This is a genomic window from Diaphorobacter ruginosibacter, from assembly GCF_040396215.1.
Lineage (GTDB): Bacteria > Pseudomonadota > Gammaproteobacteria > Burkholderiales > Burkholderiaceae_C > Diaphorobacter_A > Diaphorobacter_A ruginosibacter_A.
This window is the reverse complement of record NZ_JBEBOW010000003.1, coordinates 34,097-53,683: the sequence shown is the minus strand read 5'-3', so window position 1 is coordinate 53,683 and position 19,587 is coordinate 34,097. Positions and strand designations below refer to the sequence as shown.

Genomic DNA, 19,587 nt, shown 5'->3' with positions numbered 1-19,587 from the left:
CGCGCGCATGCGCGAGGCCCCTGCGGGGGGTGTGGGACTTAGCCCTCAACGATCATGCGCGAGCGCATTTCAAGGTGCAGCGCGTGGCAGAAGTGCGTGCAGTACGCCCAGAACACGCCTGGCTGATCGGCGATGAAGGTTACCGACTTGGTTTCCTGCGGATTGACGATGAAGTTGATGTTGTATTTGGGGATGGCGAAACCGTGTGTCAGGTCTTCGACCTTGTCCAGGTTCGTCAGGATCAACGTCACTTCGTCGCCCTTCTTCAGGGTGAATTCGCGCAGGCTGAATGCGGGCGCCTGCGACGTGAGCTTCACGGTCACCTTCTTGCCATTGCGGAATACGCCTGACTCCTTCGGGTCCTTGATGGCGATGGGCGAGTCGTCAAGCTCATACACCTGCTTTGGCTTGAGCAGATCGCGCTTGAAGATGACGAAGTCGTGAGGCTCGCTGCGCACCGGGTGGTCGGCCACCAGCACCATCTTGTCGCCGGAGATGTCGATGATCTGCTCGTTTTCCGGATGCAGCGGCCCGACGGGCAGGAAGCGGTCCTTGGAGAACTTGCAGCCCACTGCGATGTACTTGCCGTCGGCGAATCGCGTCTCCGACTGCGTGCCGTTGATGTGGCCCGGCTGATATTGCACGTCGATGCGGTCCACCACGTACTTGGCGTTCTTGTCGCCTGCGTGGAACTTGATGGCGGCGTCCACGTTCCACTTGACCACCTGGCTGTCCAGGAACAGTGTGGTGTAGGCGTTGCCGCGACCGTCGAAGGCTGTGTGCAGTGGGCCGAGGCCGAGTTCGACTTCGGCGACGATGGAGTCGTCGAGCTTTTCGAGCTTGCCGTCGAACCAGTCGAGCACCTTGGCGAGTTCGATCACGGTAGCCGTTGGCGAGAGCTTGCCCGCGCAGATGAAGTACTTGGCGTCGGGGCTGGCGTTCACGCCGTGGGGGTTCTTGGGAACGCTCACGTAGGCGACGAGCGCCGTGTTGGGGTCCTTGTTGCCCTCGTGCGTGCCGTCAACCACCGGAACCTTGGAGGAGCCATAGGTCTTGAACTTGCCGGCCTTCACGGCTTCTTCGATGCGTGCGATGTTGAAGAACAGGCAGGCGTCGCGCTCGGCGGACATCATGTCTTCGTAGTGCACGCCGTTTTCGGTGTTGTACTGGTTCGTCGCCGCCAGCTTGCCGTCGTACGAGGAGGCAACCAGGTCGCAGTTGCCGTCGATCAGCACCTGCCAGCGCACTTCCATGCTCTCCGCGTCCACGCATGTGAACAGGGAGTGGTATTTTTCCGGCTTGTTGGCATCGGCTCCGTTGTTGGGCAGCGGAATGGCGAATTCACCGCCGCAGAAGACGCGGGTCGTGTAATTGATGGCGGGATCGACCGGGTCGGCCTTGTCCGGGAATATGCCGTGGAAGCCCTGCACGTTGGGCAGGTCGGTGATCTTGTCGCAGATGAAATAATCCAGCCGCACGCGAGCGAGGCGGGCATTGATCTTGTCGTTGATCCATGCGTACCGGCCATCGTAGTTGCCGTCCTTGTATGAGGCATGGGTGTGGTGCGTATCCGCCACCATGTAGCGCAGGCTGCCGTCGGGCTTGGTGCCCATCACCTGCTTGGATTCGTTGGTGATGCCCCATCCCACGAGCGCGTCGGGAACGAAGCAGGGGATGCGCAGCAGTTCGCGGCCCGAAGGCATGCCGAGCACGCGCATGTCGCCCGTATGACCGCTGCTCCACAGGCCATAGTATGTGTCGAGCTCGCCGGGCTTCAGGTGAACGCTGGCGGTAGCGTGAGATCCAGCGGCGGCCGGTGCGGCAGCCGACGCAGCCGCTGCCGGAGAGGACTGTGCAGCAGGCTTGTCGTTGCAGCCAACGACCCCCACTGACAGGCCCGCCAAGGCGGCCGTGTTGATGAATCTGCGGCGGCCCATGCCGCTGTTTTCGTTGCGCAGATTTGTGATTTCCTTGCTCATATCGACCTCTCTGAGGACTGTTTAAAGAAAAGGGGAAAGGCTTGCGGCGGGGCCCGTGCCGGTGGTGGCGTGGCCATGATCGCCACGGCATGGACCGGGGCTGGTGAGCGCGTGACGATGAGGTGGACGATGGCCTGGGGCATGGCCGGATGTTCGGGAGGCGGCGCGCAGGAATTGACGACGCAAAGCGCGCAATCCATGGCGTGCGGGCTGGCTGGACGGCTCTTGCCCTTGCCGAAGTTGTCGTCTTCGTGGACGATGAGTTGCGCCTTGCCGTGCGTGCCGCAGACCACTTCATAGCGCACGGGGCGCAGCAGCGGTGAGGCGAAGGCCGCCAGCATGCCAAGCGCCAGCAAAATCACCACGGCAGCCCGCATGCGCTGCAGGTGTTTGGAGGTGAGGGTGTGCTTGACTCTGAACATTGCTCTGTGACTGGCCCGAGGCTGATCGGGTAACTAATGATCACACTGGGTTAATTTTTTTTCCTTGAACCAAGTCAAGTCTTAATTGACACAAACCGTTCAGACTGCTCACACGGTTGACGAGTGAGCCGCTTGAGTCAAATAGAGATTCATGAGCGGCCGGGCGATCGAGATGAAATCTGACATTTGAAGGAAAAAGAATGAAAAGGACAGTATTTGCAGTGGCGTCCGCAGCTCTGGTTTTGACGCTGGCGGCATGCGGAAAGAATGACGCGCCATCTGCTCCCGCGCCAGCTGCGGCGCCTGCCCCGGCAGCCGCTCCTGCCGAGCCGGCACCCGCGCCGGTCGCCGAAAATGCGCTCGGCAAGAGCATCTACAACAAGACCTGTGCGCTGTGCCATGGCGCTGGCGTCGCGGGTGCGCCCAAGATCGGCGACAAGGATGATTGGGGTCCGCGTATCGCGCAGGGTAACGACACCTTGTACAAGCACGCCCTTGAGGGCTTCACCGGGCAGAAGGGCGCGATGCCGGCGCGTGGCGGCGGCGCATCGCTGACGGATGACGAGGTGAAGGCGGCGGTGGATCACATGACTTCGCTGTCCAAGTAAGCAAGGATCGGATGCAGGACGGAGGTGCGCGATGAAAACGCTGACGGAGCCAGTTGGCGGCAAGGCTGTTGATCAACGCAGGCGGCTGGTGCTTGCAGTGCCGCTTCTGGGGCTCGCGGCGAGCCAGGCATGGGCTGGCGGCGGCCCGGGTGCGCCTTCGGGCGGGGGGGCTTCGGAACTCCTTCAGTCCAGCCGGTTGCTGATGGGCACGCGTGTGGATATGTCCGTCTCGCTGCACTCCGCCTCGATCGGCCGGGCCGACGCGGAGCTGGCCATGGATGCGGCGTTCGCGCGCATGCAGCGCCTGGAGGCGCTTTTGTCCCGCTTTCGCGGCGACAGCGACATTGCACGCATCGGTGAGGCCGCAGGGCGTTCGCCCGTGCGCGTTTCACAGCAGACGATGGTCTTGCTGGAGCACGCAAAAGCCATGCATCGGCATAGCGGCGGCGCTTTCGACATCACCATTGGCGCGCTGAGCCGCGGTTGGAGTTTCGAGCCGGGCCATCAGCAAGCGCCGGGAAAGGCGGAGATTTCCCAAGCGCTTTCGCTCGTCAATATGCGGCAGCTCGAGCTGGATCCCTTGGCCGGAACAGCCTGGCTGCGCCAGGGGGGGATGGCGCTGGACCTGGGGGGCATTGCCAAGCTGCCCATTCTTCAGGCCGGATTGAACAGCCTGCGCGATGCAGGTGTTTCCAATGCTCTGATCAATGGCGGCGGCGATGTGCTCATTTCAGGTGCGAACCGGGGCCAGCCATGGCGCATCGGCATTCGTGACCCGAACGCGCCGCAGCAGTTGCTCGGGGCGATCGAGTTGCAGGGGCGGGGCGTCGTGGCCTCGTCGGGCGATTACGAACGCGCATTCATGCGCGATGGGAAGCTGTTGCACCATGTCCTTGATCCGAAAAGCGGGTGGCCGACGCAGGGCGTGCATGGGGTTGCATTGGTGGCTGAGCAGGTCGAAGCCGTCAACGGCTGGGGGACGGCGCTCATGGTGGGTGGCCAAGGCTCGCTTTCCAGCTTCGCGCGCCGTCATCCGGACGTGGCGGTCATGGCAGGCATTTCCGATGGGTCGCATTGGTACGCAGGCGACATGAAGCAGCGCCTGAAGCCGTTGGCCGCGACAAGGCGCGCGGCATGAGCCATGCACCGCAGAAAGCATCGGGCGGCTTACCCGCCGGGCTTCTGGGATTGATCACACTTCACGTCGAACAACTCGCGTTCGGACAGCGTCGCTCCGATACGCATGGCGCTCAGGCAGCCGCCCCAGACGCAGCCCGTATCCAATCCAAGCAGATTAGTGCGATTCATGAGGCCCAGAGTGGACCAATGGCCGAACGCCACCACGACGTCGGCGGTTCTGCGCCCGGGAGCCTCGAACCAGGGTACGAGACCCCGCGGGGCGAGGGCCGCGCTTTCGGCGCTTTCAAAATCCATACGGCCGTCGGGCGTGCAGAAGCGGATCCTGGTGAGCGTGTTCACGATGACGCGAAGCCTGTCGATTCCCTGTAGCTGTTCATTCCATTGGTCAGGCTGATTGCCGTACATCTGGAAAAGAAAATCAGGCAGGTCCGGTCCATGAAGAATCCGCTCGATCTCTCTGGCATGATCCAGCGTGTCGTCCATGTCCCATTGCGGCACTACGCCGGCATGAACCATCAGCATGCGTTCATTGCCCAGCGCCAACTCCCGGGCCAAGGGTTGCTGGCGCATCCAGTCGATCATGGCTTCGCGATCGGGGGCATCCAGCACGTCGTTCAGCGTATCGCGCCGTGACGCGTGACGTGCTCCGTGGGCGGCCGCCAGCAGATGCAGGTCATGATTGCCAAGCAGGGCGCGCACGCTGTCGCCCCATTGCATGCAGTGACGAAGCACCTGCGCGGATTCCGGGCCGCGATTGACCAGATCGCCCAGCAGATAAAGCGTGTCGCGGCTTGGCGAGAAGCCGATACGCTGGAGGAGCTGCGTGAACGCTGAATAACAACCTTGAAGATCGCCGATGCAATAAATGGCCATGGAGTGTATGCAGGAAACTCGTGGGAAGCATGTTGAGGCGCAATTGTCCGTCAAGGCGACTGTTGGCAATGCTGCCCCGATTCAATGATGCATCATGATGATGCAATGGGTTTGGGGAACTTGGTGAAATCGGGAGTTAGTAACCGTTTGAATCAATAAAGTATGATTTAAAGAGACTCCATTCAACCAGGTACCGTGTACCAAGTGAGTTGACAATCGAGGATGGAACTTGCTATCCGTGCAAAGAATGAGTTTTTTTGCCCGGTTGACACTATATTTTTAGTCAAAGGAATTTTTTTTCCTATAATCGTGCCATCAACCGTTTAATTCACTGGACTGGCACAATCATGACCGAAAGCTACAAAGAACTTCTGAAACAGCGTGAAGATCTTGAAAAACGAATCAATGATGCACGGCGCCAAGAGTTGTCGGCCGCCATTGCACAGGTTCGTGGACTGGTTGCCGAATATGGGTTGACGGCTCAGGACGTGTTCCCCACGGGTCGCGGTTCGCGCTCGTCGGCTACTTCGGGTGTGAAGGTGGCTCCCAAGTACCGCAATCCCCAAACCGGCGAAACCTGGACGGGGCGCGGCAAGGCTCCGAAGTGGATTCAGAATCAGGATCGCGAGGCATTCGCCATTTGAGAGTCATCCCCTTTGACATTGAGAACATGATTCTTATCATTTTCTCGATGTAGCAATGCAAGATGGGATTCATCGGGATCAGTCCGCCATGTGCGGACTTTTCTTTTTTCAGGAAGGACTTGGCTCCATTGCATTGTTTGCGCTTGGATCGCCATGTGGCACCACATGGTCGTACGAAACTGTTAAACAAGGTGATGATCGTGCGGGGCCTGAATTCGCTTTCACTCCCTGACCAACAAGTCTCCTGCGGTGAGGTGTTTATGGGGTGAGTTGATTACCCGTGCGTTGTCGGCAGGGAGGTTTCTCCGAAACTCCCTGGAGCGGGTTTCTCCGGGCATCACTTGTTTGATGGGGATGGAAGATCCGACCTTGGTACCTGGTACCTTGAGTTTTCTTGTTCATGTAGCGAACAATCCTGTGCTGCCTGGCATTTGCAGTGAGGTTTAAGCCGGTTAATGGCAGGCGCTTGGATTCGACGCATGTGGATGGCGGAAGGTGAATGGTTCATGGCGGGCAACCATGCGGGGAAGAATATCCCGGGGCGGCACAACGAGGTCACGCCATATGATCAAGGCGTTGCATCCATGAGACCGGCTTGTATGCAGGGATGGGGCGGCGGCGCTTGTTGGCGGAAATACGCCCACGCATCTGCGCGGTCTTGTTCTACCGATGGCGAAACATCGCGGCGCCTGCCAGAATGGGAACCGTTGTGTTTCCATCGGAGTTGTTCAACATGGCCAAGACCCACGAATCGCGCCACGCTTTTGAAACCACCCTCCAGACTTTCAATGCCGGATCGGGCAAGTCTGCCAAGGGAAAGTACTATTCGCTGCCGGCGCTCGCCAAACAGTATCCCAGTGTGAATCGCCTTCCGGTATCGATCCGCATCGTGCTGGAATCGGTGTTGCGCAATTGCGATGGCAGGAAGGTCATGCGCGAGCATGTGGAGCAGCTTGCCAATTGGAAACCCAATGCTCCGCGGGTCGATGAGATTCCGTTCGTCGTCGCTCGCGTGGTGCTGCAGGATTTCACCGGCGTGCCGTTGCTTGCCGATCTGGCCGCCATGCGCAGCACCGCGGCGGCGCTGGGCAAGAAGCCCAAGACGATCGAGCCGCTGGTGCCCGTGGATCTGGTGGTGGATCACTCGATCATGGTCGATTACTACGGCAGCAAGCATGCGCTCGACCTGAACATGAAGCTGGAGTTCCAGCGCAACAAGGAACGCTACCAGTTCATGAAGTGGGGCATGCAGGCGTTCGACACGTTTGGCGTCGTGCCCCCGGGTTTCGGCATCGTGCACCAGGTCAACCTGGAATATCTGGCCCGCGGCGTTCACAAGACCGGGGATGATGTGTACTACCCCGACTCGCTGGTCGGCACCGACAGCCACACCACCATGATCAACGGGGTGGGCGTCGTGGCCTGGGGCGTGGGCGGCATCGAGGCCGAGGCCGCGATGCTGGGCCAGCCGGTGTATTTCCTCACGCCAGACGTGGTGGGGTTCGAGCTCACGGGCCAGTTGCGCGAGGGTGTGACGGCGACCGATCTGGTGCTGACCGTCACCGAGATCCTGCGCAGGGAAAAGGTGGTTGGCAAGTTCGTCGAATTCTTCGGCGAAGGCACGCGCAGCATCGCGGTGCCCGACCGCGCGACCATCGGCAACATGGCGCCCGAATATGGCGCGACGATGGGCTTTTTCCCCGTTGACGAAAAAACCATCGACTACTTCACCGGCACCGGCCGCACCAAGGCGGAGATCGAGGCTTTCGAGCAATACTTCAGGGCGCAGGGGCTGTTTGGCATACCCAAGGCGGGCGATATCGACTACTCGCAGGTGGTCAGGCTCGATCTGGGCACGGTGACTCCCAGCCTTGCCGGGCCCAAGCGCCCGCAGGACCGCATCGAGATCGGCCACGTGGCGGACAAGTTCACGGAACTGTTCACCGCGCCGGCCGCGCAGAACGGCTTCAACCTGCCGGCCGACAAGCTCGACAGGCCGGTGAGGGTACACATCAACGGCTCGGGCGAGACGAGCGAGCCCAGCGACGGCAAGCCGATTCCCGCAGGCGCTCCGCGCAACGCGGTGGAGATGGTCGCCAACAAGCCGGCGATGGATGGCGAGAGCGACAGCCTCCGCTCCGCGGGCGCGAGCATCGCGCGCCTGGAAGGCAGCGAGGTTGAACTGCGCAACGGCGACGTGCTGATCGCCGCCATCACGAGCTGCACCAATACCTCGAATCCGAGCGTGATGCTCGCAGCCGGCCTGCTGGCCAAGAAGGCCGTGGAGGCCGGGCTGAGCGTGCAGCCGCATGTGAAGACGTCGCTCGCGCCGGGCTCACGCCTGGTCACGTTGTACCTCACGGAATCGGGCTTGCTGCCCTATCTGGAAAAGCTCGGGTTTGCCGTCGCGGGCTATGGCTGCACCACCTGCATCGGCAATGCGGGTGATCTGCTGCCGGAGTTCAATACCGCGATCCAGCAGAACGATCTGGTGTGTGCCGCGGTGCTGTCGGGCAACCGCAATTTCGAGGCGCGCATTCACCCCAACATCCGCGCCAATTTCCTTGCCAGCCCGCCGCTCGTGGTGGCATATGCGATCGCGGGCAACGTGCGCAAGGATTTGATGAGCGAGCCGGTCGGCAAGGGAAAGAATGGCCGCGACGTCTATCTGGGGGATATCTGGCCGACGAGCGATGAGATCCACAAGCTCATGAAATACGCCATGAACGGCAAGGCGTTCCGCGCCAACTATGAGAAGGTGGCGAGCGAGCCCGGCAAACTGTGGGAGCACATTCAGGGGGTGACGGGCGCGACCTACACCTGGCCGGGCAGCACCTACATCGCCGAGCCGCCCTTCTTCGAAGGATTCTCGCTCGACGTGAAAGCGCCGACGGGGCAGGCGGAAAGCCCGTACGCGGTCCATGGAGCCAGCGTGATGGCGTTGTTCGGCGACTCCATCACCACTGACCACATCTCGCCCGCCGGCTCGATCAAGGAGTCGTCGCCGGCGGGGATCTGGCTCAAGGAGCACGGAGTCCAGAAGGCTGATTTCAATTCCTATGGATCGCGCCGCGGCAACCATGAGGTGATGATGCGCGGCACATTTGCGAACGTGCGCATCAAGAACCTGATGATCCCGGCGCTGCCCGACGGCTCGCGGGAGGAGGGCGGCATGACGCTGTACCGCGGCGTGGACGGCAGCGTGACCAAGATGTCCATCTATGACGCCGCGATGAAATACCAGGCGCAGGGCCGCCCGACCGTGGTGCTGGCGGGCGAGGAATACGGCACGGGCTCCAGCCGCGACTGGGCGGCCAAGGGCACGCAGCTTCTGGGCATCAAGGCGGTGGTCGCGCGCAGCTTCGAGCGCATCCATCGCTCCAATCTGGTGGGCATGGGCGTGTTGCCGCTCCAGTTCCAGGGCAATGACAGCTGGCAGTCGCTGGGGCTCAAGGGAGACGAGAAAATCGACGTGATTCCCGCCGCCGACCTGAAGCCGCAAAGCGATGCGCAACTGGTGATCACAGGAGCCGACGGGGCCCGCAAGACCGTGACGGTGAAGCTGCGCATCGACACGCCGGTCGAGGTGGACTACTACCGGCATGGCGGCATCCTGCCGTATGTGCTCAGGCAACTATTGGCGGATTGATTTTTCCCCGCTTGCCGCTCGGGAGCCGGAGGCCTCGCAGGCTCCGGCTTTTTTTGCGCCATGGCGGTGGCGTCCTGGATGGCGGGTTGACTTGAGTCAGGCGGCTATTTCCCATGGATTTGTCTTTCATCGTCCCGCAGCATCACAATCAGGTGATGCAAAAACAGATTTTGATTGCTGGGGGCGGCATCGGAGGCCTGGCCGGGGCGCTCGCGGCGGAGCGGGCCGGCTGGGAAGTCCGTCTTTTCGAGCGTGCGGTGGAATTTTCGGAGGTGGGCGCTGGCGTGCAACTGGGGCCGAACGTCGTGCGGCGGCTGCAGGCGTGGGGGCTGCACCGGGAGCTTCAGGAGGTGGCGGCGTTCCCCGGCATGCTGCAGGTGCGCAGCGCGCTGTCCGGTGAAGAACTGGCGAGGCTTTCCCTGGGCGCCTCTGCGATTGCCCGCTACGGCGCGGCATATGTGACCATTCATCGCGCCGACCTGCATGCGCTGCTGTTGAATGCGGCGCGTGATCTGCCGCTCGTGCATCTGAACCTGAATGCGCCGGTGGAGCACCACCAGGAAAGTGAAGGCGTGGTCACGATCCGCCTGAAAGGCGGCGCGCTGGTGGAGGGCGATGCGCTGCTGGGCGCGGATGGGCTGCGCAGCGGCACGCGCGCGCGCCTGCTGGGTGACGCCGCCACGCGCACCTCGGGGCATCTGGCGTACCGCGCGGTGCTCACGCAAAAGGACTTGCCCGAAAAACTGCGCACGCAGCACGTCACGGCCTGGCTCGGCCCGAAGCTGCATGTGGTGCAGTACCCGCTGCGCCGTGGCGAACTGATGAACGTGGTGGCGATCCGCCACGGCGAGCCGCCCGCCGACCTGGAGAGCTGGGATCACCGCGCCAATGCTGCGGACCTCGAAGCGGCGCTGGCGCATACCTGCTCCGCGCTTCAGGACCTGGTTCGTTCGGTGGCGCAGCGGGACGGCGGCTGGCGGCTGTGGCCGCTGTCGGATCGTCCGCCCGTCAGCGGGCCGGGCGAGATGGCGCGGGGGCTGGTGGCGCTGCTGGGCGATGCGGCGCATCCGATGCGGCCCTATCTCGCGCAGGGCGCGGGCATGGCGATCGAGGATGCCGCCGAGCTGCAGCGCGCGCTGTCCATGCACGACCTGGATGTCGACCTGCGCCTGCGCCGCTACGCGCTCAACCGCTGGCAGCGCAACGCCCGGGTGCAGGAGCGCTCACGCCGCAACGGCAGTATCTTTCATGCCACGGGCCTGGTGCGATGGGGGCGCGACCTGTCGCTGCGGCTGCTGGGCGAGCGGCTGCTGGACGTGCCGTGGCTGTATCGCGGCGATGGATCGAACGCCAGTCAGCTCTGAAGCGCGGCCGCCTTGGGCGGTGCCGGCAACCATACGAATGCGACGGCCGCGAGCGCGAGCAGGGCGGCGATGCTGTACATCACCGGACCAAAAGGCTCGACGGCATGCGACTGGGCCAGTGACGCGACCGCGCCCGTGAACCATTGCATGGCGGCGACTCCGAGAAACATCGCCATCGTGAAAGCCGCCATCGCACGACCGGTGAGCGCCGCGGGATAGGCGCTTCGCACATCGGCGTATTGCAGGATCAGATAACCCGACAGGAAGCCGATGGCGAGCGCGGCGGCCATGTTGGCCATGGCGTTGTGTGCCAGGCCGATGAATACGAACAGCGCGGCGAAGACCAGCGTGCAGGCGACCAGCCAGCGGCGCCGGTGCCGTGGCCCCGGGTCGATGCGCCCGAACACCATCGGGCCGCAAAGCGCCACCAGCGAGAGCAGCAGGGCTACGTTGCCGCTTTGCACCAGCGAGAAGTCATAGCGGCTGATGAGCAGCGGCCCCAGCCATAGCCCGCGCAGGCTGATGAACGCCGCATAGCTGATGAAGCCCAGCGCGACGATGCCCCAGGTATGCGGGAGCATGAAAAGCGAGCCAAAGCGCGCGATGGCCTCGCCCACGGTTTCCTTGCGTGCGCCAGCGCTGTCCTCCCACGCGGGCTCATGCACCACGCGCCAGATCCAGATCCACGCGAGGACCGACATGCAGGCGAGAACGCCGAAGCCGGCCCGCCAGGATGATGCCTGCACCAGCCACGCCAGCGGCGTGCCGGTGAACAGCATGCCGAGCGTGCCGATGGCCATGGCCATGCCCGATACGGCCGCGAAACGCGAGGCGGGAAAGTGGCGCGAAATGAAGACCGTGCATGCGAGGAACGCGGGCGCGCAGCCCACGCCGATCAGCGCCTGCCCGATCAGCAGAACGCCATAGCCGGGAGCCAGCGCGGAGGTGACGGCTCCGGCGATCGCCAGCGGCGAAGCCAGCAGCACCGTGCGCCGCACGCCCCAAAGATCGATGGCGATGCCCATGAACAACTGCATGGCTCCAAACATGAAGTGAAAGCTCGCGGCGAAGATTCCCAGTGCCTGCGGTGAAAGCCCCAGCTCGTGCGAGAGCGGCGCGGCGAGGATCGCGGCGACCGTGCGGTAGGCGTTGCTCAGGGCGAAACCCGCCGTCAGGGCGAGCAGCATGGCCCAGGCCGTGGGGGCATGCGATGGCGCGGCAGGCGCTGCCGGTGGTGAGGGGTTCTCGGAAGGCATGGGCAGTGTTCGATACGGTCCGCCGCGTGGCGGCCATCGCATGAGTGTGCGGCAAATATGCCGTGGCCGCATGAGGGCAATCCGCAGCTTCGGGGAACTTTCTGCTCTGTGGAGAGCACATAATCTGCGCTTTCGCCTGAAGTCTGGACATCAACGTGGATCTGCTTTTACTGCTCAAGGCCGCCATCATGGGCGTGGTCGAGGGGCTCACCGAATTTCTTCCCATCTCCTCGACGGGGCACCTGATCCTGGCCGGAGCCCTGCTCGGCTTCGATGACGAGAAGGCCAAGGTCTTCGACATTGCCATCCAGACCGGCGCGATCTTCGCTGTGATCCTTGTGTACTGGGAGCGCATCCGATCCACCATCATCGAGCTGCCCACGCAGCGCAGGGCGCAGAAGTTCGCGCTCAACGTGCTCATCGGATTCCTGCCGGCCGTGGTCCTCGCGCTGATTTTCGGTAAATTCATCAAGGCTCACCTGTTCACGCCCATCGTCGTGGCCACCACCTTCATTCTGGGCGGCTTCATCATTCTCTGGGCGGAAAAGCGGACGGCCGTGGCGACGCGCGTGCACTCTGTCGACGACATGACCGCGCTGGATGCGTTCAAGGTGGGGCTGGTGCAGTGCCTGGCCATGATCCCCGGCACCAGCCGCAGCGGCTCCACCATCATCGGCGGCATGCTGTTGGGTCTGTCGCGCAAGGCGGCGACCGATTTCTCGTTCTTCCTGGCCATTCCCACGCTGATCGGCGCGGGTGTCTACAGCCTCTACAAGGAGCGCGCTCTGCTGAGCGCCGCGGATATCCCTCTGTTTGCCGTGGGGCTGGTTTTCTCGTTCATCAGCGCCTGGCTGTGCGTACGCTGGCTGCTGCGCTATATCAGCCGCAACAGCTTCGTGCCGTTTGCGTACTATCGGATCGTGTTCGGCATTGTCGTGCTGCTCACCGCATGGAGCGGGCTGGTGAGCTGGTCGGAGGGCTGATAGCCGTCAGGCCCGCGCGCCGATCGCCGCCAGATTGCGCAGCGCCGCCTCGATCGCGGCCGCCGTGGTGTGCGGCTGCTCCATCGGAAAGAGATGGGTGCCGTCGATCATCGTGATCCGGCCCTGCGTCACGCGTTGCGTGAGCGACATGCCGACCTGCCGCATTTCCACCGACTCCAGCCCGCCGATGAAGGCTGCGGGGCATTGCAGCGGATGCCTTCTGAGCATGGGCGCGAGGTTGTGCGGCAGCGTGTTGTAGATGGCGGTTTCCACATCGCGGTCGAATGCCAGCACGCGCTTGCCATGGTGATCGGCGAGGCCGTGCTCCACGTAGTCGCGCAGCACGCGTGCGTCCCAGCGCGCAAACGCCTTCTTGCCGCGGAAATGCTCGAACGCCTCCTGCGTGCTGTTCCAGGTGTTTCGCCTGGCGCGGCTGATTCTTCCGGGCGAGAGCGAACCCACGACCTGCGTGCGCTTGACCACGTCCAGGGCGCTCGCGCGCCAGCCGCTGATGATGGGCGAGTCCAGCAGCAGCACGCCGCTGGCGATGTCCGGGTGGCGCGCCGCGGCCATCAGGCTCAGTATTCCGCCCAGCGAATGGCCTACGAGATAGACCTTCGCGCCATCCCGGGCCGCCTGCTCGCCGGCGAAGTCGGCCAGTTGCCGCACCAGCAGCGGCCAGTTGTTCGTGACGCGGTAGCGCTCGTCATGGCCGAAGCGCTCGACCGCGCTGACGCCGTAGCCGCGCCCGCGCAGGTCGTCGAGCAACACCTTGTAGGTGCTGCCTGGAAAACTGTTGCCGTGGGAGAAGACGATGGAAGGCATGCCGTATTGCCCCTTGGCCGCAAGCGGCGGGCGGCCTTGCTTGGCCGGTCCGGCTCGCCGTACGGCCCGGTTGGTGATCAGATGAGTTTTTCGCGTGGATCCGTGATTTTCTTGAGATGCCGGCTGCGCTGCGGCTCGACGCGGATCGGCGCATCGGTCGCGCCGCCGTTCCACGCGGGATCCTCGATGCTGTCGAACACTTCGCGCAGGCGCTCGCCCCAGGTCTCGTGAACCATGCGGAAATAGGGGTTGTTCTCGTCGATGCAGACGATTTTCTCCGAGGAGAACTGGCCTTCTTCGTAGATGACGAGGTCCAGCGGCAATCCGACCGACAGATTGGATTTCAGCGTGCTGTCCATCGACACCAGGGCGCACTTGGCGGCCTCATTGAGCGGCGTGGCCATGGTGATCACGCGGTCGAGCACCGGTTTGCCGTACTTGGATTCGCCGACCTGGAAATAGGGCGTCTCCGCGGTCGCTTCGATGAAGTTGCCCGCCGAATACACCTGGAACAGGCGCATGCCTTCGCCCCGGATCTGCCCGCCCAGGATGAGCGAGACGTTGAAGTCCACGCCCGAGCGCTGCAGCGCTTCGCCATCGCGCTCGTAGATCCGGCGCACGGCCGCGCCGAGGACGCGGGCCACGTCGAACATGCTGGTGGCGTTCCAGATGGTGATCGGCTCCTCATGGTCGGCGCAACTGAGTTTCGTGACCTGCAGGATTTCGCGCACGGACTGCGAAATGCTCAGGTTGCCCGCGGAGAGCAATACCATGAACCGGTCGCCCGTCTTTTCATAGACCATCATCTTGCGGAACGAGCTGATTTGATCCAGTCCGGCATTGGTCCGGGAGTCGGAGAGGAACACCAGCCCGGCATTGAGCTTGATGGCGACGCAGTACGTCATAGGGTTCGAAGAAATTTAAAAGTCGAAAGGGGGCAAGTGTAGTCGGCTTGAGCGGGCGGGGCTTGTGGTGATTCAGTGTATATATGCTGGAAGTCCGCGTATTGCCGCCACGCCGGGCCGGACAAGTTTATTGGCGCGGCGTTCACCAATCGTTTACAGGCCGTGGCTATCATCGCCCGGGAACCGACCTCATTCGAGACACCTATGCTCTTTCGCGCCCCATCTGCCAGCCGTCCAGTGTCCTTCGCCTTTGCACACCGGGGCCGCGCGCGAACCGGCCTGATCGCCGGCGTGGCCGCAGTGGCGCTGGTGGCGGGCGGCGCCTGGTGGTGGTATCAGAAAAAGCCCGTCTCTTCGCCTGCGCAGCAGCAACAGGCGGGCCGGGGCGGCCAGCGCGGCGGCCCCGGTGGCACGGGGGCTGGCGCTCAGGCGCAGCCCGTATCGGCCGGGGAAGTGCAGCGTGGCGACGTGAGGGTGCTGGTCAGCGCCATCGGCACGATGAACGCGCGCGCCACCGCCGTGGTGCGGGCCAAGGTCTCTGGCGAGCTGATCCGGCTGAATTTCAAGGAGGGCGACGAGGTGAAGGCCGGTCAACTGCTGGCCCAGATCGATCCGCGCAGCTTTCAGGCGGCCCTGAATCAGGCCAAGGGTACTTACCAGCGCGACCAGGCTCTTTTGAAGAATGCGCAACTGGACCTGCAGCGCTACAAGGAACTGCAGGCGCAGGACTCGATCGCCGGCCAGCAGGTGGACACGCAGGCGGCGCTGGTCCGCCAGTACGAGGGCACCGTGGCCTCCGACAAGGCTCAGGTGGAGGCCGCCGAGCTCCAGCTCAGCTACACGCGGGTGACGGCGCCGATCTCCGGGCGCCTCGGCCTGCGCCAGGCGGATCTGGGCAACGTGGTGAATCCGTCCGACACCAACGGCATCGTCACCATCTCGCAGATCAAGCCCATAGACGCGCTGTTCTCGCTGCCGGAAGTGCACGTGGGAGTGCTCTCCAGGCGCATGGCCGAAAGGCAGGAGCTGCCGGTCGAGCTGTGGGACCGGGACCAGAAGCAGCTTCTCGCCAGGGGGCGGCTGAACGCGCTTGACAACGCCATCGACACGACGACCGGCACCGTCAGGGCCAAGGCATCCTTCGACAATGCCGACAGCCGGCTGTTCGCCAATCAGTTCGTGAACGTGAAGCTGCAGACCGACCTGCTGCGCGACGTGCTCACGGTTCCCGTCACCGCCGTGCAGAACAATTTCGTATATCTCGTCAAGCCGGACAACACGGTCACGCAGCGCAAGCTGACGATCGGCGCGGCCGACGGCGATCGCGTGAGCGTGCAGGGTGATCTGCAGCCGGGCGACCGGGTGGTCACGGACGGCATCGATCGCCTGCGCGAAGGCGCCCAGGTTTCCATCATCGAGTCCGACAAGGTCACCAAGGTGGATCAGGCCGTGCAGAACGCCGCCGGGGCGCCGCGCATGCCGCGCAATCTGCCGCCCGAGATCCGCGCGCGGGTGGCCGGGATGTCGCCCGAAGAGCGTGCCGCGTTCTTCCAGAAAATGCGCGAGGAACGCGCCGCGCGGGGTGACGCGCCCGCTGGCGCGGCGTCGGGACCGCACGGGCATTCGCAGGCGCAGGCAGCGCGCGAGGGCGCGTCCGCTCCAGCTGCTTCTGCCGCATCCGCCGCTGCCGGGCCGGCGGCCAGCCGCTGAAGCAGGTGTTGCCCAGGGCAACCAGCGCAGCACCATAACCGGCAGCCAACATGAATCTTTCGCGTCTCTTCATCCTGCGGCCCATCGCCACCACGCTGCTCATGGTGGCGGTGCTCATCTCGGGCATCCTGGCCTACCGGCTGCTGCCGATTTCATCGCTGCCGCAGGTGGACTATCCCACCATCGAGGTCACCACGCTGTACCCCGGCGCGAGCCCGGATGTGATGACCTCCAACGTCACGGCGCCGCTGGAGCGGCAGTTCGGGCAGATGCCAGGGCTCGACCAGATGTCCTCGGTGAGCTCGGGCGGCGCCTCCGTCATCAGCCTGCGCTTCTCGCTCGATATGTCCATGGATGTCGCCGAGCAGCAGGTGCAGGCGGCGATCAACGCGGGCTCCAACCTGCTGCCCAGCGACCTGCCGATGCCGCCGCTGTACAGCAAGGTCAATCCAGCGGACGCGCCCATCCTCACGCTGGCCATCACGTCGCCGTCGCTGCCCGTGATCCGTGTGAACGATCTGGTCGAGAACCGGCTGGCGCCCAAGCTGTCACAGGTGAAGGGCGTAGGCCTGGTCAGCATCGCGGGCGGCAGGCGGCCCGCCGTGCGCATCCAGGCCAATCCCACCGCGCTCGCGAGCTACGGCATGACGCTCGACGATGTGCGCACGGCTATTTCGGCAGCCAATGTGAAGGGAGCCAAGGGCGGCTTCGACGGCCCATCGCGCGCCTCCACCATCGACGCGAACGACCAGCTGCAGTCGGCGGCGGAGTATCGCAATCTCATCATCGCCTTCAAGGACGGCAACCCGATCCGGCTCTCCGACGTCGCAACCACGGTGGACGATGCCGAGAACACGCGGCTCGCGGCCTGGGCGGGCAACCCCGAACAGGGGGCGCGGGCCGGTGTGATTCTCAACATCCGCCGCCAGCCGGGAGCGAACGTCATCCAGACCGTGGATGCGATCAAGGCGCTGCTGCCGCAACTGAAGGAAACGCTGCCCGCCTCGGTCGACGTGCAGATACTGACGGACCGCACGGTGACCATCCGCGCCTCGGTGGAGGACATGCAGCTCGAGCTGCTGCTGGCCATCGGCCTGGTCGTGGCCGTGATCTTCGTGTTCCTGCGCAGCGCGACGGCCACGCTGATTCCCAGCTTCGCGGTGCCGCTGTCGCTCATTGGAACCTTCGGACTCATGTATCTCGCGGGCTTCTCGATCAACAACCTGACGCTGATGGCGCTCACCATTTCCACAGGGTTCGTGGTGGACGACGCCATCGTCATGATCGAGAACATCGCGCGCTACGTGGAGCGCGGCGATCCGCCCATGCAGGCGGCGCTCAAGGGAGCCAAGCAGATCGGCTTCACCATCATCTCGTTGACCATCTCGCTGATCGCGGTGCTGATTCCGCTGCTGTTCATGGGCGACGTCGTGGGCCGTCTGTTCCATGAGTTCGCCATCACCATGGTCGTGGCCATTTCGATTTCGGCGCTCGTATCGCTCACGCTCACGCCCATGCTGTGCGCGCGCATGCTCAGGCATACGCCGCAGGAGAGCCACGGCCGACTGTATCGCGCGACAGGGCGGTTCTTCGACGCGACCATCGAGAAATACGGCCGCATTCTCGGCTGGGTCCTGGACCATCGCGGCCTCACCTGGATCGTTTTCCTGGCGACGCTGCTGGTCACCGCGCTGCTGTACTTCGCCGTGCCCAAGGGCTTCTTTCCCGAGCAGGACACCGGCACCATCCAGGCCACGACCGAGGCCGATCAGTCGATCTCGTTTGCCTCCATGTCGCAGCGCCAGCAGGCGCTGGTCGAACAGTTGCTCAAGGATCCGGCGGTGCAGTCGATCTCGTCCTTCATCGGCGTGGATGGAACGAACACCACGCTCAACGCGGGCCGCATGCTGATCGATCTGAAGCCCCATGCCCAGCGCGATGACGTGGCAACCGTGGTGCGCAGGCTCTCGGACGATGCGGGCAAGGTGCCCGGCATCCGCCTGTTCGCGCAGCCGGTGCAGGATCTCACCATCGAGGACCGGCAGGCCCGCACGCAGTACCAGCTCTTGCTGTCCTCGCCGGACATGGCGGTGCTGGAGTCCAGCGCCAATGCGCTGACGCAGCGCATGCAGGGATTGGCCGAACTGCTGGACGTGGGCAGCGATCTGCAAAGCCAGGGCAAGCAGGCGTTCGTGAAGATCGACCGCGCCCAGGCAAGCCGCCTGGGCGTGACGGTGTCGGCGGTCGATACCGCGCTCTACAACGCATTCGGCCAACGGCTGATCTCCACGATCTTCACACAGTCCAACCAGTACCGGGTGGTTCTGGAAGTCACGCCGCAGTTCAAGGTCGGGCCCGAGGCGCTGCAGTCGATTTTCGTGGCATCCACCAGCGGCCCGCCGGTTCCGCTCACCTCGATCGCAACGATCGAAGAGCGCAGCATGGCGCTGTCGGTGAACCACGTGGGCCAGTTGCCCGCGGCGACGATCTCGTTCAACACGGCGCCGGGCGTATCGCTCGGCCATGCGGTGCAGGCCGTGCAGGACGTGATGAAGACCATGCGCGAGGAGGGACGGCTGCCGCTGTCGGTGGATGCGAACTTCCAGGGCGCGGCGCTGGCATTCCAGGCCTCGCTGTCCAATACCCTGCTGCTGGTGCTGGCGGCGGTGGTCACCATGTACATCGTGCTGGGCGTGCTCTATGAAAGCACCATCCATCCGGTGACGATCCTCTCCACGCTTCCGTCCGCGGCGGTGGGCGCGCTGCTGGCGCTGCTGCTGTTCGGGCTGGATCTGGACATCATCGCCATCATCGGCATCGTGCTGCTGATCGGCATCGTGAAGAAAAACGCCATCATGATGATCGACTTCGCGCTGGAGGCGCAGCGCGAGGAAGGGCGCAACGCGCACGATGCCATCTTCCAGGCCTGCATGCTGCGCTTTCGCCCGATCCTGATGACAACGCTGGCCGCCCTGCTGGGGGCCGTTCCGCTGATGGTGGGAACGGGTGTCGGCAGCGAGCTGCGCCATCCGCTGGGCGTGACCCTGGTGGGCGGCCTGCTGGTCAGCCAGCTGCTGACATTGTTCACGACGCCGGTGATCTATCTGACGTTCGAGGGCTGGGTGGAGAAGTGGCGCGTCAAGCGCGGCCTGCCTCCGGTGAATCTTCCTCCATCGGAGCTGGATGAGCAGGAGCGCAGGCTGGGAGAAGCTCCGTGAAAAGCTGGTCC

At 63.7% G+C, this 19,587-nt stretch carries 14 protein-coding genes; 8 read left to right on the top strand and 6 right to left on the bottom strand.

The features are described from left to right. Window positions 1-38: 38 nt before the first annotated feature. Complete coding sequence (gene nosZ / locus ABWP92_RS01125; protein WP_353233498.1) at window positions 39-1,979, bottom strand: TAT-dependent nitrous-oxide reductase; 1,941 nt, start codon at window positions 1,977-1,979, stop codon at window positions 39-41. Further along, window positions 1,976-2,401, bottom strand: a complete 426-nt coding sequence (locus ABWP92_RS01120) for a hypothetical protein (RefSeq protein ID WP_353233497.1) — start codon at window positions 2,399-2,401, stop codon at window positions 1,976-1,978. The genes nosZ and ABWP92_RS01120 overlap by 4 nt, the downstream gene beginning before the upstream one ends. Before the next feature lie 200 nt (window positions 2,402-2,601). On the opposite strand from ABWP92_RS01120, the gene ABWP92_RS01115 reads away from it, so the two are divergent. Next, entirely contained in the window at window positions 2,602-3,009 is a 408-nt protein-coding gene (locus ABWP92_RS01115) for a c-type cytochrome (RefSeq protein WP_353233496.1), read from the top strand. 31 nt (window positions 3,010-3,040) lie between these two features. Continuing rightward, window positions 3,041-4,147: an FAD:protein FMN transferase gene (locus tag ABWP92_RS01110; protein WP_353233495.1), complete on the top strand. Its 1,107-nt coding sequence runs from the start codon at window positions 3,041-3,043 to the stop codon at window positions 4,145-4,147. A gap of 29 nt (window positions 4,148-4,176) precedes the next feature. Here the strand turns inward: ABWP92_RS01110 and ABWP92_RS01105 are convergent, their stop codons facing one another. After that, window positions 4,177-5,022 (bottom strand): symmetrical bis(5'-nucleosyl)-tetraphosphatase, encoded by an 846-nt coding sequence (locus ABWP92_RS01105; RefSeq protein ID WP_353233494.1) that lies wholly within the window; start codon window positions 5,020-5,022, stop codon window positions 4,177-4,179. A 347-nt stretch (window positions 5,023-5,369) separates the two neighbouring features. On the opposite strand from ABWP92_RS01105, the gene ABWP92_RS01100 reads away from it, so the two are divergent. The 3 genes from ABWP92_RS01100 (at window position 5,370) to ABWP92_RS01090 (ending at window position 10,679) form a co-directional block, all read left to right on the top strand. Then, complete coding sequence (locus ABWP92_RS01100) at window positions 5,370-5,666, top strand: H-NS histone family protein (RefSeq protein ID WP_353233493.1); 297 nt, start codon at window positions 5,370-5,372, stop codon at window positions 5,664-5,666. 733 nt (window positions 5,667-6,399) lie between these two features. Then, window positions 6,400-9,315, top strand: a complete 2,916-nt coding sequence (locus tag ABWP92_RS01095) for an aconitate hydratase (RefSeq protein WP_353233492.1) — start codon at window positions 6,400-6,402, stop codon at window positions 9,313-9,315. 155 nt (window positions 9,316-9,470) lie between these two features. Next, window positions 9,471-10,679, top strand: a complete 1,209-nt coding sequence (locus tag ABWP92_RS01090; RefSeq protein WP_353233491.1) for an FAD-dependent monooxygenase — start codon at window positions 9,471-9,473, stop codon at window positions 10,677-10,679. Here the strand turns inward: ABWP92_RS01090 and ABWP92_RS01085 are convergent. Further along, window positions 10,670-11,935 carry an MFS transporter gene (locus ABWP92_RS01085; RefSeq protein WP_353233490.1) on the bottom strand — a complete coding sequence of 422 codons (1,266 nt, stop codon included), beginning with the start codon at window positions 11,933-11,935 and terminating at the stop codon, window positions 10,670-10,672. The two genes, ABWP92_RS01090 and ABWP92_RS01085, sit on opposite strands and share 10 nt — an antisense overlap. Window positions 11,936-12,090: 155 nt before the next feature. Here ABWP92_RS01085 and ABWP92_RS01080 point away from each other — a divergent pair, with 155 nt between their 5' ends. Continuing rightward, window positions 12,091-12,918 (top strand): undecaprenyl-diphosphate phosphatase, encoded by an 828-nt coding sequence (locus ABWP92_RS01080; RefSeq protein ID WP_353233489.1) that lies wholly within the window; start codon window positions 12,091-12,093, stop codon window positions 12,916-12,918. A 6-nt stretch (window positions 12,919-12,924) separates the two neighbouring features. Here ABWP92_RS01080 and ABWP92_RS01075 read toward each other — a convergent pair whose 3' ends face one another. Beyond that, complete coding sequence (locus ABWP92_RS01075; protein WP_353233488.1) at window positions 12,925-13,743, bottom strand: alpha/beta fold hydrolase; 819 nt, start codon at window positions 13,741-13,743, stop codon at window positions 12,925-12,927. Window positions 13,744-13,820: 77 nt separating this feature from the next. Further along, entirely contained in the window at window positions 13,821-14,648 is an 828-nt protein-coding gene (locus ABWP92_RS01070; protein WP_353233487.1) for a proteasome-type protease, read from the bottom strand. A 204-nt stretch (window positions 14,649-14,852) separates the two neighbouring features. Here ABWP92_RS01070 and ABWP92_RS01065 point away from each other — a divergent pair, with 204 nt between their 5' ends. Both ABWP92_RS01065 and ABWP92_RS01060 read left to right on the top strand, forming a co-directional pair. After that, window positions 14,853-16,358, top strand: a complete 1,506-nt coding sequence (locus tag ABWP92_RS01065) for an MdtA/MuxA family multidrug efflux RND transporter periplasmic adaptor subunit (RefSeq protein ID WP_353233486.1) — start codon at window positions 14,853-14,855, stop codon at window positions 16,356-16,358. Window positions 16,359-16,408: 50 nt separating this feature from the next. Continuing rightward, the gene (locus ABWP92_RS01060) at window positions 16,409-19,576 is read left to right on the top strand and encodes a multidrug efflux RND transporter permease subunit (RefSeq protein ID WP_353233485.1); all 3,168 of its coding nucleotides are present in this window, start codon (window positions 16,409-16,411) and stop codon (window positions 19,574-19,576) included. Window positions 19,577-19,587 lie beyond the last annotated feature (11 nt).

What these genes read in the sequence shown, in the direction of transcription:
- ABWP92_RS01120 (WP_353233497.1), bottom strand. Translation starts at nt 2,401, where the DNA reads ATGTTCAGAGTCAAGCACACCCTCACCTCCAAACACCTGCAGCGCATG.
- ABWP92_RS01085 (WP_353233490.1), bottom strand. Translation starts at nt 11,935, where the DNA reads ATGCCTTCCGAGAACCCCTCACCACCGGCAGCGCCTGCCGCGCCATCG.
- nosZ (WP_353233498.1), bottom strand. Translation starts at nt 1,979, where the DNA reads ATGAGCAAGGAAATCACAAATCTGCGCAACGAAAACAGCGGCATGGGC.
- ABWP92_RS01070 (WP_353233487.1), bottom strand. Translation starts at nt 14,648, where the DNA reads ATGACGTACTGCGTCGCCATCAAGCTCAATGCCGGGCTGGTGTTCCTC.
- ABWP92_RS01110 (WP_353233495.1), top strand. Translation starts at nt 3,041, where the DNA reads ATGAAAACGCTGACGGAGCCAGTTGGCGGCAAGGCTGTTGATCAACGC.
- ABWP92_RS01075 (WP_353233488.1), bottom strand. Translation starts at nt 13,743, where the DNA reads ATGCCTTCCATCGTCTTCTCCCACGGCAACAGTTTTCCAGGCAGCACC.
- ABWP92_RS01115 (WP_353233496.1), top strand. Translation starts at nt 2,602, where the DNA reads ATGAAAAGGACAGTATTTGCAGTGGCGTCCGCAGCTCTGGTTTTGACG.
- ABWP92_RS01095 (WP_353233492.1), top strand. Translation starts at nt 6,400, where the DNA reads ATGGCCAAGACCCACGAATCGCGCCACGCTTTTGAAACCACCCTCCAG.
- ABWP92_RS01090 (WP_353233491.1), top strand. Translation starts at nt 9,471, where the DNA reads ATGCAAAAACAGATTTTGATTGCTGGGGGCGGCATCGGAGGCCTGGCC.
- ABWP92_RS01060 (WP_353233485.1), top strand. Translation starts at nt 16,409, where the DNA reads ATGAATCTTTCGCGTCTCTTCATCCTGCGGCCCATCGCCACCACGCTG.
- ABWP92_RS01105 (WP_353233494.1), bottom strand. Translation starts at nt 5,022, where the DNA reads ATGGCCATTTATTGCATCGGCGATCTTCAAGGTTGTTATTCAGCGTTC.
- ABWP92_RS01100 (WP_353233493.1), top strand. Translation starts at nt 5,370, where the DNA reads ATGACCGAAAGCTACAAAGAACTTCTGAAACAGCGTGAAGATCTTGAA.
- ABWP92_RS01065 (WP_353233486.1), top strand. Translation starts at nt 14,853, where the DNA reads ATGCTCTTTCGCGCCCCATCTGCCAGCCGTCCAGTGTCCTTCGCCTTT.